General features: G+C 34.0%; 18 protein-coding genes. 2 read left to right on the top strand and 16 right to left on the bottom strand.

From position 1 onward, the window contains the following. Window positions 1–16: 16 nt before the first annotated feature. From ACLI50_RS21610 to ACLI50_RS21560, 11 genes are all read right to left on the bottom strand, one after another. Window positions 17–436 carry an OsmC family protein gene (locus tag ACLI50_RS21610; protein WP_411414617.1) on the bottom strand — a complete coding sequence of 140 codons (420 nt, stop codon included), beginning with the start codon at window positions 434–436 and terminating at the stop codon, window positions 17–19. A 79-nt stretch (window positions 437–515) separates the two neighbouring features. Further along, the gene (locus ACLI50_RS21605; RefSeq protein ID WP_343643361.1) at window positions 516–3,038 is read right to left on the bottom strand and encodes a hypothetical protein; all 2,523 of its coding nucleotides are present in this window, start codon (window positions 3,036–3,038) and stop codon (window positions 516–518) included. 58 nt (window positions 3,039–3,096) lie between these two features. After that, window positions 3,097–3,849: a GLPGLI family protein gene (locus ACLI50_RS21600; RefSeq protein ID WP_343643362.1), complete on the bottom strand. Its 753-nt coding sequence runs from the start codon at window positions 3,847–3,849 to the stop codon at window positions 3,097–3,099. 62 nt (window positions 3,850–3,911) lie between these two features. Beyond that, a complete protein-coding gene (locus ACLI50_RS21595) occupies window positions 3,912–4,193 on the bottom strand; it encodes a hypothetical protein (RefSeq protein ID WP_343643363.1) in 282 nt (93 codons plus the stop codon). A 114-nt stretch (window positions 4,194–4,307) separates the two neighbouring features. Then, on the bottom strand, window positions 4,308–5,630 hold the full coding sequence (locus ACLI50_RS21590) for a DUF58 domain-containing protein (RefSeq protein ID WP_343643364.1): 1,323 nt from the start codon (window positions 5,628–5,630) through the stop codon (window positions 4,308–4,310). 85 nt (window positions 5,631–5,715) lie between these two features. After that, a complete protein-coding gene (locus tag ACLI50_RS21585) occupies window positions 5,716–6,066 on the bottom strand; it encodes a four helix bundle protein (protein WP_343643365.1) in 351 nt (116 codons plus the stop codon). Between the two features lie 79 nt (window positions 6,067–6,145). Beyond that, window positions 6,146–7,177, bottom strand: a complete 1,032-nt coding sequence (locus ACLI50_RS21580) for an AAA family ATPase (protein ID WP_202840794.1) — start codon at window positions 7,175–7,177, stop codon at window positions 6,146–6,148. Between the two features lie 113 nt (window positions 7,178–7,290). Then, window positions 7,291–8,448, bottom strand: coding sequence for a DUF4350 family protein (locus ACLI50_RS21575; RefSeq protein WP_411414616.1), 1,158 nt, complete (start codon window positions 8,446–8,448; stop codon window positions 7,291–7,293). Between the two features lie 11 nt (window positions 8,449–8,459). Beyond that, window positions 8,460–9,251 carry a DUF4129 domain-containing protein gene (locus tag ACLI50_RS21570; protein WP_411414615.1) on the bottom strand — a complete coding sequence of 264 codons (792 nt, stop codon included), beginning with the start codon at window positions 9,249–9,251 and terminating at the stop codon, window positions 8,460–8,462. Continuing rightward, window positions 9,244–10,206 (bottom strand): DUF4013 domain-containing protein, encoded by a 963-nt coding sequence (locus ACLI50_RS21565; RefSeq protein WP_216443370.1) that lies wholly within the window; start codon window positions 10,204–10,206, stop codon window positions 9,244–9,246. Before ACLI50_RS21565 ends, ACLI50_RS21570 begins: the two co-directional genes overlap by 8 nt. Then, the gene (locus ACLI50_RS21560) at window positions 10,190–11,173 is read right to left on the bottom strand and encodes a stage II sporulation protein M (RefSeq protein ID WP_343643367.1); all 984 of its coding nucleotides are present in this window, start codon (window positions 11,171–11,173) and stop codon (window positions 10,190–10,192) included. The genes ACLI50_RS21565 and ACLI50_RS21560 overlap by 17 nt, the downstream gene beginning before the upstream one ends. Before the next feature lie 28 nt (window positions 11,174–11,201). Here ACLI50_RS21560 and ACLI50_RS21555 point away from each other — a divergent pair, with 28 nt between their 5' ends. Together ACLI50_RS21555 and ACLI50_RS21550 are read left to right on the top strand one after the other, a co-directional pair. Beyond that, a complete protein-coding gene (locus tag ACLI50_RS21555; protein ID WP_411414614.1) occupies window positions 11,202–11,951 on the top strand; it encodes an RDD family protein in 750 nt (249 codons plus the stop codon). Window positions 11,952–12,085: 134 nt separating this feature from the next. Further along, window positions 12,086–12,376: a GNAT family N-acetyltransferase gene (locus tag ACLI50_RS21550; protein WP_202840804.1), complete on the top strand. Its 291-nt coding sequence runs from the start codon at window positions 12,086–12,088 to the stop codon at window positions 12,374–12,376. Here the strand turns inward: ACLI50_RS21550 and ACLI50_RS21545 are convergent. The 5 genes from ACLI50_RS21545 to smpB all read right to left on the bottom strand — a co-directional run bounded on the left by ACLI50_RS21545 (window position 12,365) and on the right by smpB (window position 17,099). Continuing rightward, a complete protein-coding gene (locus tag ACLI50_RS21545; RefSeq protein WP_202840806.1) occupies window positions 12,365–13,336 on the bottom strand; it encodes a glycosyltransferase family protein in 972 nt (323 codons plus the stop codon). The two genes, ACLI50_RS21550 and ACLI50_RS21545, sit on opposite strands and share 12 nt — an antisense overlap. After that, the gene (locus ACLI50_RS21540) at window positions 13,337–14,161 is read right to left on the bottom strand and encodes a UDP-2,3-diacylglucosamine diphosphatase (RefSeq protein ID WP_110008582.1); all 825 of its coding nucleotides are present in this window, start codon (window positions 14,159–14,161) and stop codon (window positions 13,337–13,339) included. Between the two features lie 57 nt (window positions 14,162–14,218). Next, the gene (locus ACLI50_RS21535; RefSeq protein ID WP_076596963.1) at window positions 14,219–14,959 is read right to left on the bottom strand and encodes a YebC/PmpR family DNA-binding transcriptional regulator; all 741 of its coding nucleotides are present in this window, start codon (window positions 14,957–14,959) and stop codon (window positions 14,219–14,221) included. A gap of 95 nt (window positions 14,960–15,054) precedes the next feature. Continuing rightward, the gene (locus ACLI50_RS21530) at window positions 15,055–16,563 is read right to left on the bottom strand and encodes an OmpA family protein (protein WP_411414613.1); all 1,509 of its coding nucleotides are present in this window, start codon (window positions 16,561–16,563) and stop codon (window positions 15,055–15,057) included. 77 nt (window positions 16,564–16,640) lie between these two features. Beyond that, window positions 16,641–17,099, bottom strand: coding sequence for an SsrA-binding protein SmpB (gene smpB / locus ACLI50_RS21525; RefSeq protein WP_047427948.1), 459 nt, complete (start codon window positions 17,097–17,099; stop codon window positions 16,641–16,643). Window positions 17,100–17,166 lie beyond the last annotated feature (67 nt).

The raw sequence follows: 17,166 nt of genomic DNA, 5'->3' as shown, positions 1-17,166 counted from the left end.
TATTTTATATAAGAGATTAAATTTTTTCTCCGTTCACATAGACTTCGTATCCGATTTCTACATTCGGTTCTAATGTTTTTGATACGGAACAGTATTTCTCAAAAGAAAGCTCTGCGGCTTTTAATGCTTTTTTAGGATCAATTTCTCCTTCCAGAAGGAATTTAACTTTAATTGATTTAAAAGGTTTCGCATCTTCTACCTGTACTCTTTCTCCTTCTACCTCTGCCTGAAAGCTTCTGATCTCCTGACGCTGCTTCTTTAAAATAGAAACTACATCAATTCCGCTGCAGCCTGCCACAGCCATCAGTACACTTTCCATTGGAGAAACTCCTTTAGCTCCCGGCTGGGAAGTATTATCCAAAAGAATAGAATTTCCCTGAGCATTGGTACATTCAAATAAAAAATCGTCGTTTATTCTGTTGAGTGTAATTTTCATTGCTTATTGCTTATTGCTTCTACAAAGTTATAAAATTCCGTTTATTTTTGCAGAACTAGTTTCTGGAGACATTGAACCTTTAAAAACGATAACTTCCACCAAAGGAAAAATGAAATGGCAATAATGGAATTGCCTGAATTACCTGCGAATAATCTGTAGTAAAAGTATTTACAAATGATTTTTCATTTAACAAATTCCTTAAAGAAAATGAGAAACTGTATTTTGTTTTAACAGGAAGAAACTTTATCGTAACATCTAAGAAATTAAAGGTTGCCTTTTCTTTTCTATTGGGTACATAGGTATAAAATTCGCTGATAAATGAAAAACTATTAATAGGTACCAAAACAAATGTAAACTTATTTTGAATGGATTTGTTTTCGGTTTCAACATCCGATTTATAATCCAGAAAACCGAATGTGGTTTCATTTTCAAATCTTATTTTTGAGCTGAATGCTGAGTTAAAGCCTAAGGTAATATTAAAATTCTGAACCTGTACTTTTCTTTCGTCAGAATTAATTATGTTAAAATAATTTGATCTTGTGTAAAATGTTTTAATTTTTACTTTTGTTTTGATCGGGTAAATTAATTTAGTTAAGTTAAATAAATGTGTGAATTGATTATTTTGTCTTGGACTAAAAAAATAAACTGCGGAAATAAGATCACTTTCCATATTTAGGTTTGAAAAATACTGCCCTCTTTCGTTGCTATAATTCAAGAAAGTATTAATCAAAAACTGATTTTCAAAATCGTTGTGCCAGAATTTAAGTCCAACGGATGTTGCATTCTGAAGATCTCTGCTAATTAAATTTCTTTGTACTGAGTTGTATGAAGTTCGAATATAATTATCATAGAGATAGTTTTCCAGTATGGGCTTTCTTTTATATTCAAAATTTGCAGAAAGTACATCAATACCACCAAATACATAAGAAATATTAGATTCGTTTCCAAATAAAAAATTATTGGCAGTCCAATCTTCTGATATATTATTATACCTGATTTTTTTTTGTTCAAAGTTTAATCTGGATTCAAAAATCCACTTTTGATAATTATACTTCAGATTACTGTTTACAAAAAAACTGATATCCTTGTATAATACATTGTTTCTCTCATTATTAAATCCTGTATTCTCATTAAGAACAGATTCTAAATTTACATCATAACTTTTGAAACCTAAAGATTGTGTCAGATTAATTTTCTTTATTTTTTTATGATAGTTTATATAGCTACTCAAAACATTTTTCTGAGCTTCTACATTCTGCAGGCTATACAAATCTTCTACTTGCAGGTTCGGTGAAAATTCCTGATTATCATTTCCCCGGAAAGAGCTCAATTTAAAAAAGAAATCTAAAACATCTTCATTTTTAAAAACTTTTGTAATATTAGTTACATTCTTAAAATAAGTCTGCCTAAAAAGCAAATCCCGTGAATTTTCATTATCATTAAAGGTATAAAAACCATCCCGGAAATCATGGGTATTATCTAAAGAGAAAACAGAGTTTACCCTGATCTTTTTTGAAGGTAAATAATTAAACTCTCCGCTAAAAAAATTTTTTAATATGGACTTTGTAATAGTTGTGGAAGAATTATTTTCAAAATTAACCTGATCTGTCTGATAAGAATTTCTAGTCTGTTCATTTATTAAAACCTTATCATCATTAATATTATAATTAAATTTGAAACTTGTATTCTTATTGTATTTGTAAATCAGGTTTAAACTTACTATAAAATTATTGTTGAAGTTCCATCTGGAAGCTGGCAGTGATGCCGTAGTATGAATATCATCAATTGTTTTACCATATTTTAAATCGGAATCTTTTGCCGTAAAATCATTATTTCCGGATAATCCCAGATTATTATATTGTACAGTAGAAAAAGATTTTAGATTATTATATAGAGTTATTAAGTTTCCTCCAAAATCATAAGCCTGTTTTCTGTTTCCAAAATAGCCACTTGCATAGCTTGCTGATCCGGAAATATTCAATATACTTTTTTTGAGCTTTACATTAAGAGAAACCTTGTCCCCTCTGTCAGCCTTAATTAATAAAGGATTTGATTGATAATTGTCTATAGCCTCTACTTTATCAATCATATCAAAGTTGATATTTTTACTCCCAATCGTATAATTGCTATCAAAAAGATTATCCCCATCTAAGGTGATGGTTTCTATGCTTTTGCCTTTGTATTTAATACTTCCATTACTATCATCAACCTCAATGCCCGGTAGTTTTTTAAGAATATCTTCAAGTTTTACTTCTGTGCCATCCGCAAATCTTTCCACATTATAAGTAACGGTATCTTTTTTTACCGTGATGGGTTTTCTTTTACTTATGACAACTTCTTCAATAGCATATTCTTTATCTTTTTTGAGCTGGAAGCCCAGTTCATATGACTTTGAAGCTTTAAAATCATGAATTATTTTCTCTTCAGGAAGAAAGCTTTCTGAAACTATTTTAATCCTCAGATTTTGATATTCAATTGTAGGAATAAATAATGCAGAGCCATTTCTAATTAAAGAGAATTCAGTATAATTTTCATTTTTTTCTTCATAAAAAAAAGCTTTCCCATTTTTTATAAGGTCTCCATTCTCATCTTTAATGGTCATATGAATTCCCTGTGAAAAAAGAAAGGAACTAAAAAATAAAATCAATAAAAAAAAATATCTATTTATACTTTTCAACATCTATAATCTCTATCTCCTGCGGGTAATTTTTTATTAAATTAGAAGTTGAACTAACATCTGAATTATTAGGTAAGCTTGAATTAATTGCCGCTAATATCTTTAAATGTCTTTTAACACTTAATTTTGCAAATTCCTCATATGTATATTTCCTTTTTACATTCAAACGGGACAAGTACTGATCATAATTCTTCGTCTCCCTTGATATTTTTACCGCAATAGCTTCAATCGTAAGTTTTTTTTCAGTATCATAAACTTCCAGTATAGTACCCGGAAGACCAGAGAATTTCCAGGGACCATCAGTAGTAGGTATTTTCTCAGTGAAATAAGCTTCAAATTTTCTTCCTCTATATTCCGCAGTCGCTTTTCTACAGTCATAGTCTAATATCTTTTTAGTTTCCTTTTCTATTTTCCAATTAATTACCGGGATTTTTTCTTTTACATAAGCGTATTTAAGTCCAACAGGATATACTGTATAAACAGAGTCCTGATTAAATTTTTTAAATGTTCTTAACGCCTCCGATTCAGTAGGTGCAGTATACCCAGGTACATTACTATGATTTTGTTCTTTATCTACTACATAATAAGATATGTCATTATCTATGTTAATAAGTTTATGAACCTCATCACGTGGAAGGTTTTTAGGTTGTAGCAGCTCATGATATTTATAATCTATTTCAAATGTCTGTGCTGAAATATTGATTGTAATGAGAAAAATAATATATAGTAATTTCATGGTAATGGGGGAAAATTAAAATAAATAAAAATGGGGGTTTTAGCCCCCAAGAAAATTTTTGATTAATCTAATGACTCGCTTTTTTCAACAGCCTTAATAACCTGTTGGCGAATGGAATTCCAGTTATCTTGAGCTGCCTGGCAGGTTCCTGCACAAGATGTTACAGATCCATAATTAGTATTTCCTACGTAAACATCTGCCGTATGACAGCAAAGTTCAAGTGTTGTAGCCTCCTCGAAGACATTCTCATCAAAATTTGAAGTTGTGGTGCTTACTGGGCTAGAAGCAAAAGCGAAAGCGGTAAAGCTAATTGACATAGCTATCCCATAGACAATTTTTTTCATGGTTTTAGATTTGTTTGTTAATAAATTATTTTATTATGTTAATTTACAAAGCATTAACACTACAATAATAAAAATAATATTTAAAATAACAAAAATAAATCACAAAAAAATGTATTATAAAATTCCTCTCGCTTTTATCTCCAGATATTTATTGATAACATCGATATTCAAATTTTCCGGAAGGGTATATACGGTATAAATTCCGTATTTACGAAGTTCCTGGATGATCAGTTTCTTTTCAAATTCAAATTTTTCAGCAATAATTTCATCATAAATTTCCTGCATATTTTCAGGATTTTTGTTGATCAACGTCTGCAGTTCTGAATTTTTGAAGAATACCACTACCAGCAAGTGATTTTTGGCAATTCCCCTAAGATATTTCAGCTGCCGGTTTAGTCCGTCTAACGTTTCAAAATTGGTAAAAAGCAGAATTAAACTTCTTTGGTTGATGGAATATTTTACATCCTGATACAATCTGTTGAAATCACTTTCGAAGAAATCTGTTTTGATATTATAAAGGGCTTCAGAGATTTTTTTCAGCTGTCCGGATTTATTATCGGCAGCAATTTTATTTTCAGCTTTCTTGGAAAAAGTCATCATTCCCGCTCTGTCTCCTTTTCTTAAAATAATATGAGAAAGTGCCATGGTTGCATTGATGGAATAATCCAGTAAACTTAATCCATTGAACGGCATTTTCATGGTTCTTCCTTTATCGATCAACATAAAAATACGCTGTGATTTTTCATCCTGAAACTGGTTTACCATGAGTCTGTTGGTCTTGGAAGTTGCTTTCCAGTTGATCGTTCTGATATCATCTCCGGGTACATATTCTTTGATCTGCTCAAATTCCATGGTATGTCCCAGCTTTCTGACTTTCTTGATTCCGCCTAATAAAAATTCACTCTGAATAGCCATCAGTTCATATTTTCTGAGATGAATAAAAGAGGGATAGGCAGGAAGCATAGCATCTTTCTGGAAAATAAATCTTTTTGAAATCAGTCCTATTGGTGATGATGCGTACACATTCAATCCTCCGAAATGATATTCTCCCCTTTCTTTAGGCTCTAATGTGTATTGAAAAAATGTATTTGCTCCGGAAGTGATCTGTTTTTTGATCAGAAAATCTCTTTTCTGAAACTGAAACGGGATTTCATCAATAATTTTAGTGGCTATGGTAAAGTTGTAATTATTCTTGATGTCAATTTTTACAAAATTCTCATCTCCGTTAGACAGTTTTTCCGGCAGAATTCTTTGAACCTGCAATGCATTCTTTTGGTTGAAAAGCAACAGAAAATCTACCATTGCTGCCAAAAAACAAATCAGGAGTGCGATATGGGCTACCCACATCAGCACCGGAAAGAAAAATGCAAGGACATACAGAATCCCCACTCCGATGAGTGTAAAAAAGAAACGTGTATTGATGTATAAGTTTTTCATTGGTTAGGTGGCAGGTTGCAGATTATAGGTTGCAGGTTACAGGTTTTGAGGATTATGTGAACGCACCATAGGTCTTACAGTTGTATTATTGTAATGAGTTAATGAGTCCGTTCAACATTTTGGATATTTCTATAATCTTTTCATTTAATTTTAAATGCTCATTTTCATTTAAAAATTTGAGATTTTTTGAAATAATTAATTGTGTTTCTACTTCCGCACAACTGCCTCTTGATATTTTTAAAAATTGCGAGTAATCAGGTTTGCTTCTCCTGGAGTTTCCCTCTGCAATATTGGAGGGTATAGAAACAGCAGCCCTTCTGATTTGTGATGGCAAGCCATAAATCTCATCCTTAGGAAAAGCTTCTGTAGTTCTGTAGATTTCAGTAACAAAATCAATAGATCTCTGCCAGACTAAAAGTTCTTTAAAATTTGCCATACATAATAATTTTGTAAATATTTAAACATTCACTCACAATCAACTGCTACCGGCTACCTACCATCTACTACCTATTGTTCTATCTCGGTATTTCTATTCCTTCTAAAATCTGACGGATAATTTCATCTGCGGTAAGACCTTCCATTTCTCTTTCCGGAGATACGATGACTCTGTGTCTTAATACGGCGTAGCTTGCTTCTTTAATATCTTCAGGAGTCACAAAGTCTCTACCTCTTAAAGCGGCAAATGACTTTGATGCTGTAAGAAGAGCTAATGAAGCTCGTGGTGAAGCTCCCAGATATAAGAATTGGTTTTCTCTGGTATTGATGATAATTTTAGCAATATATTCCATCAGCTGGCTTTCCACAATAATTTCTTTTACCAGATGCTGGTAGTTTTTCAATTGTTCAGCTGTGATCACGCGGTTGATTCCTTCTGTTTTATCTTCTTTTTTGCTTTCGTGCTGATTTTTAATGATCGCAATTTCCTGCTCAAGATCAGGGTATCCTACATTGATTTTGAATAAAAAACGGTCCAGCTGCGCTTCCGGAAGCCTGTACGTTCCTTCATGTTCAATAGGGTTTTGTGTAGCGATCACCAGGAAAGGTTCCTCAAGGGTATATCGTGTACCGTCCATCGTGATCTGCCTTTCTTCCATAACTTCAAATAATGCAGACTGCGTTTTTGCCGGCGATCTGTTGATCTCATCAATCAGGATGAAGTTGGAGAAGATAGGTCCTTTTTTGAATTCAAATTCTGAATTTTTCACATTAAATACGGAAGTCCCCAAAATATCGGAAGGCATCAGGTCCGGAGTAAACTGAATTCTGCTAAACCCTACGTCAATGGTTTTGGCTAATAATTTTGCCGTGATTGTTTTCGCTACTCCCGGAACGCCTTCAATAAGTACGTGTCCGTTTGAAAGTAATGCAGCCAAAAGATGTTCAATCATTTTTTCCTGCCCTACAATTACTTTTCCGATCTCAGATTTTACTTTCTCTAAACTCGCACGAAGTTCAATCATATCAATTCTCGACTGAAACTGCTCTTCCTGTTTATTAAGATTGATAGCGTTTTGGTTTTCTATATTCGGGTTATCAAAGTTTTCCATAATAATTTTAATTTGCTAGTTTAACAATGACTATCTACAATTACATTTATTCTAACGAACAGACATTTTAGCATTGAAAAACTGTTATATGGTTAGGTTATTCTATTGTTATATTATTTAAGTATTTCATCAAGGAGCTTATTGATCCTTGTAAGATCTTCCTTCATTACACTGGCGTAAGGATCCTGAGCTTTTTTGATAAGTGCTATTGCTTCGCCAATCATTTCTACGGGTTTACCAGTTTTCAGATGTAATTTTTTTGCAAATTCTTCATCTAGATGCTGGGTATCTATCAACAGATCCATTCTTACCTTGTTCAGGAAATATTGAGCTTTCTTGGCCATCATATCATGGAAATCGCCTTCCTGAAGATACAGATTTCCAATGCTTTTCACAAAATCCAGGGAAGTATTTCTCAATGGTTCTGTTACTGGGACTATCCTCTGTTTCCTTTTTGCATTAAAGAAGATAAAAAGAATAAGCCCTCCTAAAAATACCCACCATGCATATTTTAAAGCCGGATTTGACAATATAAATCTCATGAAAAAGCGTGATTCATAGCTTTTGTTTGAGACAAACCAAAGGGTTTCCCTATCCTGAAGATATGAAAATACGTCCTGAGCATATTTTACATTTCCGGGTTTTAGAAGATAATAATTCGTAAGGAAAAGAGGTTCTGTATGAGCATAGATATATCCTTTACCAAACTTTACTTTAATAAAATTGGCCTGATCTGTATTCTTCTTCTCAACGGTTTTCCCCAGTACTTCCACTCCCGGTTTTATGAATGAGAATCCTCTGCCCGACGGAAATTTATCCAGCTTAATAAAATCATTCTGAAATTTTTTGTCGGTAAGCTTCAAAACATTTTCTTCTTCAAAGGAGATCTCTGAATCATAGTATCCGATACTGTCTGAAATTTCTTTAGGCATACGGGTTACCATCAGAAATGCATCTGAGCCTTCAGATATCTGAGTCAGAATTTTATGCCAGGACTCTCTGTCAAGATTATTTTCAATGATGACAATATTGTGAGCCTGTTTTTTATGCTGGCTGTAATATTCGTAAGGAACCTGCTCAATCTTCTTCAGCTTATTTTTAAAAAGATTGTTGGCTTCTTTATTGAAAACAAACAACCCGAACGGAGATTTTTCGTTGATATCAAAATTCTTCCGCCAGTCTGTTGTTTCTTTTTTGTTAACTTCAAGCAATGCCAGAACAATCATCACAATGACGAAAATTACAGCATATGTTTTGAAAGTTTTATTCATGGTTATTATTGTTATGGTTTAAAGGCCTGATATTGATTTTTAAATTTCCGGTAGCTCTCTTCATCAATACTGAATTCTCCATACCAGACATAATCAAAAATATAGGACAGATCAGAAAAGTCATTCTTCAGGTGGGCAGCTTTTAACTCTGCAGTATAATCTTTATTAGTTTTTTCCGGATTCCAGGTGATCAGTTTTTTATCACTCAGTTTTTTAAGAACAAACAGGAATTGATACCGAACTGCGGAACGATAATCTCCTGCGTTTTCAAATTTCGCGATACTTTCAGGGAAATTGATTTCATGGATATTCTCATGAAGTTCCTGTACATTGAGATCCAGTTTTTTATTTTTTTTACCAAAAATAAAATTCCCGTCTTTTCCCATAATATATTTAATAATAAAATACAACAGAAAACCTACAAGAATAATTGCAAACAGACGAATAATGATCGTGGTCAGCTCTGCCGATTTAGTGAACGCTGTTTCTCCAAAAATACTCTGTATAATCTGATTGATTTTTCGCATCAGCTTTTGAAAGAAAGATTCTCTCGGTTTTGATACGGAATAGTCAAATTCATTTCCTTTATATCTTGACGGAATATTTTCTTTGAATGTTTTCGGATACACCTCATTCTCTGATACCGGATTTTTCATCAGCACAGAATCCGCACGCAGCATATTTCTGTAATGTCCGGTGGTGTATAGTGAATCTACCAGATCATCAGAATCGGAATTATCATCCTGAGCATGAACCAGCCCAAGTGAGAAAAAAAGCAGTATGAAAAAAATAATTTTATTCATTGATTCCAATTGTATCTATTTCTGCCAATTCTACTTTCTGGTGAAGATCTGTTCTGCTGTCATAATACATCAGTCCTGCATTCACATACATCAGGTTGGAAAGAAAAAATGAAAATAACATAGAAAATCCATAGAATACAAAAAATACAATTCCGGCAGCTCCGGTAAAAGGATTCTGCTCAAAATTTCCGTCCGGTGTAGAAGTAAGCAGGGATCCGTAAAAGAACATCATAGGGATAAATGTGAATATAGATGTTATCATATACATAATAATAAACATCACAAATGCAGATCCCCAATATTTCCAGTATGGTGATTTTTCACTTCCATTCGGGTAAGAAAACTGAGAACGTAAAGCATAGCTCAAGCTTCCCCAGAAACCTCTGTCCGAATTAAAATAATCATACATCAGAAAGGTAGTAAAATTAAATATCGTTGGATAAAGAAGCAGTATCAAAAACAATCCGATAATAATAAAAATCAGGATATAAGAAAAACCTACTACAAATAAGATTGCCGGAGTAACGATAAAGATCATTCCCAGACATAGTTTTCCAATTCTTCCGGCATTGTTTTTAAAGTCGCCGAGAATTTCATCAGTCTTTATTTTTTCTGCTCCCTGTGCAATTCTTTTTAAATAAAAAACAGGATACAGATAATTGACAATCATCAGAATCATGAAAAGCAGGAAAGTCAGTAATCCTACTGTGATCAGCATTCCGGAATTTTCTGAAAAATACTGTTCAAAATAATAGGTTTCACCGCCAAGATTAGATCCGAATATCTGTGAAAACAGTTCCTTATAGCCGAAAATAACAACTGTAACCATTAAGATCAAAAGCAAGCCGTTGATCAGAATATAGTTTTTAAAATAATTCTTCCCGTATAATTTGAAAAAATTGAAACTATCACTGATAAAAGTTCCGAAGTCTCTTTTTTTATAAAATTGTATCATTGATGTGTTTATTAGTTTTTTTGTAAACAACAGACGGATATACAAAATAGTAGTATCCAATAATTGCCAGTGAGCCAAAAATGATGATAAGGTTCAATAGTAAAGGCATCTTCAATGCGTGTCTGGTGACATATCCTTCTATAATCCCTGCACAAATAGTGAAAGGAACCGTACTCAAAAATATTTTAAATGAATCTTTAAATCCTTTTTTAAATGAATTAAATCTTGAAAACGTTCTCGGAAATAAGATAGAAGCTCCCAGAATCAATCCGCACATTGCTTCCACAACCATGGCAAAAATTTCAAAGACTCCGTGAAGCCATATTCCTCTTGCACTGTCTTCCAATGCTCCGTAATCATAGAAAAAATATTGAAAAGCACCCAGCATCACACTGTTGGAGAGCAGTGCAAACAATGTTCCCACTCCTCCGGCAATACCGTAAATATACAACTTTGCTCCAACCTGAATATTATTAAAAATGATCCCGATTGTACTTCCCCAGGTACTTCCGCTCTGATAAACGCCTACCGCATTATTATTTTTAATATTTTCGATCGTTTCATTCACATACTCTTCGCCCAGTATAATATTCACAAAGTTCTTATCATAAATGGCGGAAAGCACTCCTATTGATGTAAATAAAATGAAAAAGAGGAAGGCATATATCAGATATCTCCGGTACTGATACATCAGCAGCGGAACTTCGGTTTTGAAAAAATAAACCATCCTGTTCTCCTCTACCCTTTTTGTTTTATAAATCTTCTGAAAAATCTGGGCAGATAAATGGTTCAGATAAACGGTAGTATTGCTTTTGGGATAATAAGTCTGGGCAAAAGAAAGATCATTGATCAGGTTTATATACAATGAAGACAGGTCATCAGGATTTTTTTTAATTTTCCCTTGAATAACCTGTTCGATTCCCAACCATTTTTCTTTATTTTGTTTAATGAAATAAACTTCTCTCATAATTATTAAGGCTAAAATAATAAAAAATATGTCTCAAATTGCGATAAATACCTCACAAAATGTAAATATTAATTTTACTATTGCAGGTATAGGAGAAAGGATGCTTGCCTTCATTATTGATCTTCTGATCAGGATTGCTTATGTAGTTGCTATCCTGTATCTGTTCTTCAATATTCTTGATTTGGGATATCTTCTGAATGGTCTTGATGGCTGGTCGATACGTGCGGTATATCTTGTCCTTACCTTTCCTGTTTATATTTATCCTCTTGTATTGGAAAGTTTGATGGAAGGCCAGACTCCCGGTAAAAAACTCATGAAAATAAAAGTGGTGAAAATTGACGGTTACCAGGCTAGTTTCGCAGATTATATGATCCGGTGGGTTTTCAGAATTGTAGATGTTTCATTTGCCGGAGTAGTAGGACTTATTTCTATGATTGTTTCTAAAAATAATCAGCGTTTGGGTGACATTGCTTCCGGAACGGCCGTTATCTCTCTAAAAAACAACATTAATATTTCTCATACAATCCTGGAGAATATCCATGAAAATTATATTCCCTCTTTCCCTCAGGTGATTGCTTTGAGTGATAATGATATGAGAATTATCAAAGACAATTATACCAAAGCATTGAAAGCAGATGATCGCCAGATCATCAATAAACTATCCGAAAAAATCAAAAGCATTCTGAAACTGGAAATAGATCCCACTAAAATGACGGAAAGACAGTTCATCGGTGTAATTATCAAAGATTATAATTATTATACGGGGAAAGATAATTAGGTAGGCAATGGTTAATTTTTCTTCGCAAGTGAATGGTCAACTTGAAAAATGTTGAGCAAGACTTATTGCTTATTGCTTATTGCTTACGCAAAGCTCGGTTCAATTTTTGTATCTTTAAACTAAAGTCAAGAATCATGAAATTTGAAAACAATAAATCCGGGAACGGCGGAGTTATCACTTTAAATAACGAAATAAAAGAAGTCGGAAGGCTTACCTATACCATTTTCCCTGAAGATCATAAACTGATTATCTCTTTTGTTTTGGTACACCCGGAATTTGAAGGAAGAGGAATGGGAAAATTCCTTGTGGAAGAAGCCATTAAATTTGCCAGAGAAAACAATTGGAAAGTATACCCGCACTGTTCGTATGCAAGGTCTGTGATGATGAGAATGAGTGATGTGGCCGATATCTTTTTAAAGAATTAAAACCTCGTTTACCAGGATATCTTCAATATCATCCGGATAATCTACTTTGAGATGATGATCTGATGCTACCCATTCCATTATTTCCTGAAGATTTAACACCTTGGAATTGGGAATTCCCATTTTATCCAGAGCACATGCATTGCATTCCTGCTCATATTGATTGTGGATAGGAATCACAAATAGTTTCTTATCCATAAATAGTGCTTCTGCCGGGGTTTCAAAACCTGCATTGCATAAAATTCCGTCACAGCCTTCAAAATATTTCAGGTACTGGCTTTCATCAATGGGAAATACTTCTACATTTTTTATTTTCACCTGTACTTTGCTGTATTTTGAAAAAACTTTCCACTCCACAGGGATTTTTCTTAAAACCTTAATGATATTTTCATCCGCAAAACTCGGAAGATAAACAAGATAATATCCCTGTTTGTAAGGATTAAGGTTTCTGATCTTTCTCCTGATGACAGGTTTTTTGATCTGTGGATGGTAATTTTCAAAATGAAATCCTATTTTTTTTTCGCTGGGAACATAATATTTCAGGATCATTTCTCCCAGAAAATCTTTTTCCTTTGGTTTGGGTGTTTCAGGAAAACTCATAGAAGCCTGATGGCTGAGTTCTATCAACGGAAACTTTTTCAATTTGGAAGCCCAGCCTGTCAGAGGTTCATAATCATTAATAATTAAATCATACTGTGACAGCTCTAGTTCTCTGATTGTTTTAGCGGCTTCAAAGAATTTATTTTCGGTAAATGTTTTTCGGTAAGATAGACCTCCTGTTTTATTATAAAGAAGGGAAATGCCTCTGTATTGAAAGTTAATGTCAAAATCAGCCTTCAATTGCGATTGATGGCCACTGATCAAGGTGTCTACAGACGCATGCTTTTTGAGAAGAGGAATAATTTCCTGTGCCCTGGCAATATGCCCGTTTCCGGTACCCTGGAATGCATACAGAATCTTCATTTAAGAAAAATTAGTTACAATTTTTAAAAGATCAGAATTATCCATCTCCGGGATTTCTTCTGCTTCATCATCTTTCAGTAAATGTTTATGTTCATCATAATAAAAAATCTTCCATTGTTTATCATGATATTCCAAAGCAGAAAGATTTTCTATCCAGTCACCGGAATTCAGGTAAGTACAGGATCCTTTTTTATTAACAACCTCGCGGATCTGTGGCTGGTGGATATGCCCGCATACCACATAATCATATTGGTTATCAATGGCCAGCTCTGAAGCTGTCAATTCAAAATCCCCGATATATTTTACCGCTTTTTTCACATTGTTTTTGATCTTTTTGGAAAATGAGTATTTCTCTTTACCCATTTTTTCCAGGAACCAATTTACAACATTATTGATGATAATAAGAAGATCATAACCTTTTCCGCCAAGTTTGGCGATCCATTTGGAATGCTGGACGGATGCATCGAAAACATCCCCGTGAAAAATCCAGGTTTTTTTCTGATCGATATTCAGACAGATCTTGTTACAGACTTTAAGTTTTCCCAGTTCAAAATCTGTGAACTTACGGAACATTTCATCATGATTGCCTGTAATGTAATAGACATCTGTGTTTTTGGTAGCCAGTGAAAGTATCTTTCTGATTACCTTCAAATGAGGTTTAGGGAAGTAAGACTTTTTAAACTGCCAGATATCGATAATATCACCGTTTAAAACTAAAGTTTTAGGCTGGATTGAATTGAGATATCTTAGCAATTCTTTAGCCTTACATCCATAAGTTCCCAAATGAACATCCGATATAACAACTAATTCAACGTTTCTTTTCATAGTTTTGTACAAAGAAACTAATTGAAAATTAACTGTATATGAATGCTATATTATTTTTTATAGAGAGTTCATCAGCTCTTCTGTGATTTCCATGTTGTGGTAAACGTTTTGCACGTCATCATCTTCTTCGAAACGCTCAAGCATTTTCATATTCGCTTTGAACTGTTCTGCGTTCACTTCTTTCGTATTATTTGGAATTCTTTGAAGTTCTGCACTTTTTGCTTCAATTCCAAGCGCATCCAATTTGTGAGATAAAGAACCGAAATCTTCAAAAGCAGTGGTAATCATTACTTCTTCTTCATCTTTTTCTACATCTTCTGCTCCTCCGTCAATCATTTCCATTTCAAAATCATCCCAATCCATTTTGATCTGAGCCAAATCTATAGTGAAAATACCTTTTCTGTCGAAGATAAATGCCAATTCCCCGTTCTTACCAAGGTTACCATCAAACTTATTGAAGATAGCTCTTACATTGGCTACCGTTCTTGTAGTATTGTTTGTAGTACATTCTACAAAAAAAGCAACACCACCTTGTCCGTAACCTTCATAAGTGATCTCTTCATAGTTTTCTGCATCTGCACCGCTTGCCTTTTTAATTGCTCTTTCAACATTATCCTTAGGCATGTTAGCCCCTTTTGCGTTTTGGATACATCTTCTCAATGCAGGATTGGATTCCGGATCTGTTCCGCCAGCTTTCACTGCTAAAGCAATATCTTTTCCAATTTTAGAGAATGTCTTGGCCATCTTGTCCCATCTGGCCATTTTAGAAGCTTTTCTATATTCAAATGCTCTTCCCATTTTAATTTTTAAATTTCCAACAAAATTACTCAAAAGTCCACAAAAAAAAAATACCTCCAATCAAATTGGAGGTATTCATTATTTAGAAAAATTAATTATTTTTTCTTTTTAGCAGCAGCTTTTTTCTTAGCTGGAGCTTTTTTAGTAGCTTTTTTCGTAGCTTTTTTCGCTGGAGCTACATCAGATTTCTGATATTTGTTCCACTCACTGTCATCACCAATGTATCTAACAGTTACTTTTCTATCAGCTTGTCTTTCAGCGTCAGAAGCAGATTCTGCAACTTTAGCATTTTGCTCTCCAATACCAACTGATTTTAATGCGTTGGTATCTACACCTCTTGCATCTAAAGCAGCAACTACAGAAGCAGCTCTTTCTTTAGATAACTTCAAGTTGTAAGCATCACTTCCTTTTTTGTCAGTTTCACCAACTAATAGGAATCTACCTCCGTCTTTCTTAATGATTTCAGCAGCAGTATCTAAAGCTCCTTTAGATTCAGGCTTGATTGTAGCTTTGTTGAAATCGAAGTATACACTCTTAAGGTTTTTCTCAACATCAGTAGCTGTTACTTCTTTTGGTTTAGGACATCCGTTGTATTCTGGAAGACCTGGAACAGTAGGACAAGCATCATCTTTATCTAAGATACCGTCACCGTCTGTATCTGGCCAAGGACAACCGTTGTTTTCAGCAGGACCTGCTACTGTAGGACAAGCGTCATCTTTGTCGATTACACCATCACCATCAGTATCTGGCCAAGGGCATCCGTTGTTTTCAACTGGACCAGCCACTTCTGGACATTGATCGTCTTTATCTGGAACTCCGTCACCGTCAGTATCAGGACATCCTTGGAATTCTGGTAAACCTGGAGTATCTGGACAAAGATCATCTTTATCTAGGATACCATCCTTATCTCTGTCTCTGTTTCCGAATCTGAATAAGATGGAAGCAGAAGCTTGCCAGAAGTTAGCAACAGTAGATTTGTCACCTGGAGTTGATACATAATCTCCCTGAACACCAAGACCGAAGTTCTTAGTTACCCAGAAGTTAGCACCAGCACCTGTAGCTACAGTAAAGTGGTTAGCTTTACCGTTTTCGTTACCATCCTTACCGTTAGTTACAGTTTCGATTGGGTTACCGTTATCATCAACAGATGTTCTAGGGAAAGTAAGAGCTGTATAGTCATGTCTTAAGTAGTTAGCACCAACTCTTAAATATGGATCAAACCAAGATTCTTCGTTCCATAAAAGACCTGCAGCGTGAGCCTGGAAACCAAGACCTGTCATTAGGAAAAATTCTTTCCCCATGTTGAATCTTTTGTTTTCAACATTTCCAACAGAAGTTTGCCAGTCAATTACTAAACCTTTACCAACGTTTCTAGCAACTGTTAACTTAGATAGTGGAGGTGTAATAGAAAAGTTGTTCACATTGAACATACTTTTTGTCAAATTGTTAGCAGAGAACGTATTACTGAAGTTACTTCTTGCTGCTACGTGGTTTTCAGCATGAGCACCAACTCCGATTAACCACGGATTGTTGGTAGTCTGTGCGAAAACAGTAGAGGCAACAGTAAGCGCCAATGCTGAAATTCCTAATTTTAGATTTTTCATAGAATTAAATGATTAAATAATTGATAATGCAAAATAAATATAATTTTTCTTTATATACAAAGTTTTTCAAATGATTTTTAACTTTTCTTTAATATTCTGTCGAGGTTCCGTTTATTTTCTCTATCTTTTATCGCCTCTCTTTTATCGAAAAGTTTTTTCCCTCTACCAAGCGCTATGAGCACCTTTGCTTTCCCTCTATCAGTGATATATAATTTTAAAGGTATTATGGTGTTCCCGGCATCCTTTAACTTTTTTTCAAGTTTTTGTAATTCTTTTTTGTGCAAGAGCAATTTCCGTTCCCTTTTTGTTTTGTGATTGTAAAAAGTTCCCAATTTGTACTCATCAATCATCATGTTGATGATGTACAATTCCCCATCAATAAACTGACAGAACGATTCTGTGATAGATGCTTTGGATGAACGTAAAGATTTTATTTCGGTACCCGTTAAAACCATTCCGGCTTCATATTCTTCAAGAATTTCATATTCAAAACGGGCTCTTTTGTTTAATATGTTAACTGTTTTCTCAATCTTCATCATTTTAAAATTTCGTTAATGAAATATATAAAAAATACCGTACATTTAAAAACTTGACTATTATATT

Origin of the sequence: Chryseobacterium cupriresistens (assembly GCF_046614675.1) — a bacterium.
Taxonomy (GTDB): domain Bacteria; phylum Bacteroidota; class Bacteroidia; order Flavobacteriales; family Weeksellaceae; genus Chryseobacterium; species Chryseobacterium cupriresistens.
The sequence above is the reverse complement of the archived record's forward strand: the minus strand, read 5'-3'. Positions and strand labels throughout refer to the sequence as shown.

What these genes read in the sequence shown, in the direction of transcription:
- ACLI50_RS21610 (WP_411414617.1), bottom strand. Translation starts at nt 436, where the DNA reads ATGAAAATTACACTCAACAGAATAAACGACGATTTTTTATTTGAATGT.
- ACLI50_RS21605 (WP_343643361.1), bottom strand. Translation starts at nt 3,038, where the DNA reads ATGACCATTAAAGATGAGAATGGAGACCTTATAAAAAATGGGAAAGCT.
- ACLI50_RS21600 (WP_343643362.1), bottom strand. Translation starts at nt 3,849, where the DNA reads ATGAAATTACTATATATTATTTTTCTCATTACAATCAATATTTCAGCA.
- ACLI50_RS21595 (WP_343643363.1), bottom strand. Translation starts at nt 4,193, where the DNA reads ATGAAAAAAATTGTCTATGGGATAGCTATGTCAATTAGCTTTACCGCT.
- ACLI50_RS21590 (WP_343643364.1), bottom strand. Translation starts at nt 5,630, where the DNA reads ATGAAAAACTTATACATCAATACACGTTTCTTTTTTACACTCATCGGA.
- ACLI50_RS21585 (WP_343643365.1), bottom strand. Translation starts at nt 6,066, where the DNA reads ATGGCAAATTTTAAAGAACTTTTAGTCTGGCAGAGATCTATTGATTTT.
- ACLI50_RS21580 (WP_202840794.1), bottom strand. Translation starts at nt 7,177, where the DNA reads ATGGAAAACTTTGATAACCCGAATATAGAAAACCAAAACGCTATCAAT.
- ACLI50_RS21575 (WP_411414616.1), bottom strand. Translation starts at nt 8,448, where the DNA reads ATGAATAAAACTTTCAAAACATATGCTGTAATTTTCGTCATTGTGATG.
- ACLI50_RS21570 (WP_411414615.1), bottom strand. Translation starts at nt 9,251, where the DNA reads ATGAATAAAATTATTTTTTTCATACTGCTTTTTTTCTCACTTGGGCTG.
- ACLI50_RS21565 (WP_216443370.1), bottom strand. Translation starts at nt 10,206, where the DNA reads ATGATACAATTTTATAAAAAAAGAGACTTCGGAACTTTTATCAGTGAT.
- ACLI50_RS21560 (WP_343643367.1), bottom strand. Translation starts at nt 11,173, where the DNA reads ATGAGAGAAGTTTATTTCATTAAACAAAATAAAGAAAAATGGTTGGGA.
- ACLI50_RS21555 (WP_411414614.1), top strand. Translation starts at nt 11,202, where the DNA reads ATGTCTCAAATTGCGATAAATACCTCACAAAATGTAAATATTAATTTT.
- ACLI50_RS21550 (WP_202840804.1), top strand. Translation starts at nt 12,086, where the DNA reads ATGAAATTTGAAAACAATAAATCCGGGAACGGCGGAGTTATCACTTTA.
- ACLI50_RS21545 (WP_202840806.1), bottom strand. Translation starts at nt 13,336, where the DNA reads ATGAAGATTCTGTATGCATTCCAGGGTACCGGAAACGGGCATATTGCC.
- ACLI50_RS21540 (WP_110008582.1), bottom strand. Translation starts at nt 14,161, where the DNA reads ATGAAAAGAAACGTTGAATTAGTTGTTATATCGGATGTTCATTTGGGA.
- ACLI50_RS21535 (WP_076596963.1), bottom strand. Translation starts at nt 14,959, where the DNA reads ATGGGAAGAGCATTTGAATATAGAAAAGCTTCTAAAATGGCCAGATGG.
- ACLI50_RS21530 (WP_411414613.1), bottom strand. Translation starts at nt 16,563, where the DNA reads ATGAAAAATCTAAAATTAGGAATTTCAGCATTGGCGCTTACTGTTGCC.
- smpB (WP_047427948.1), bottom strand. Translation starts at nt 17,099, where the DNA reads ATGAAGATTGAGAAAACAGTTAACATATTAAACAAAAGAGCCCGTTTT.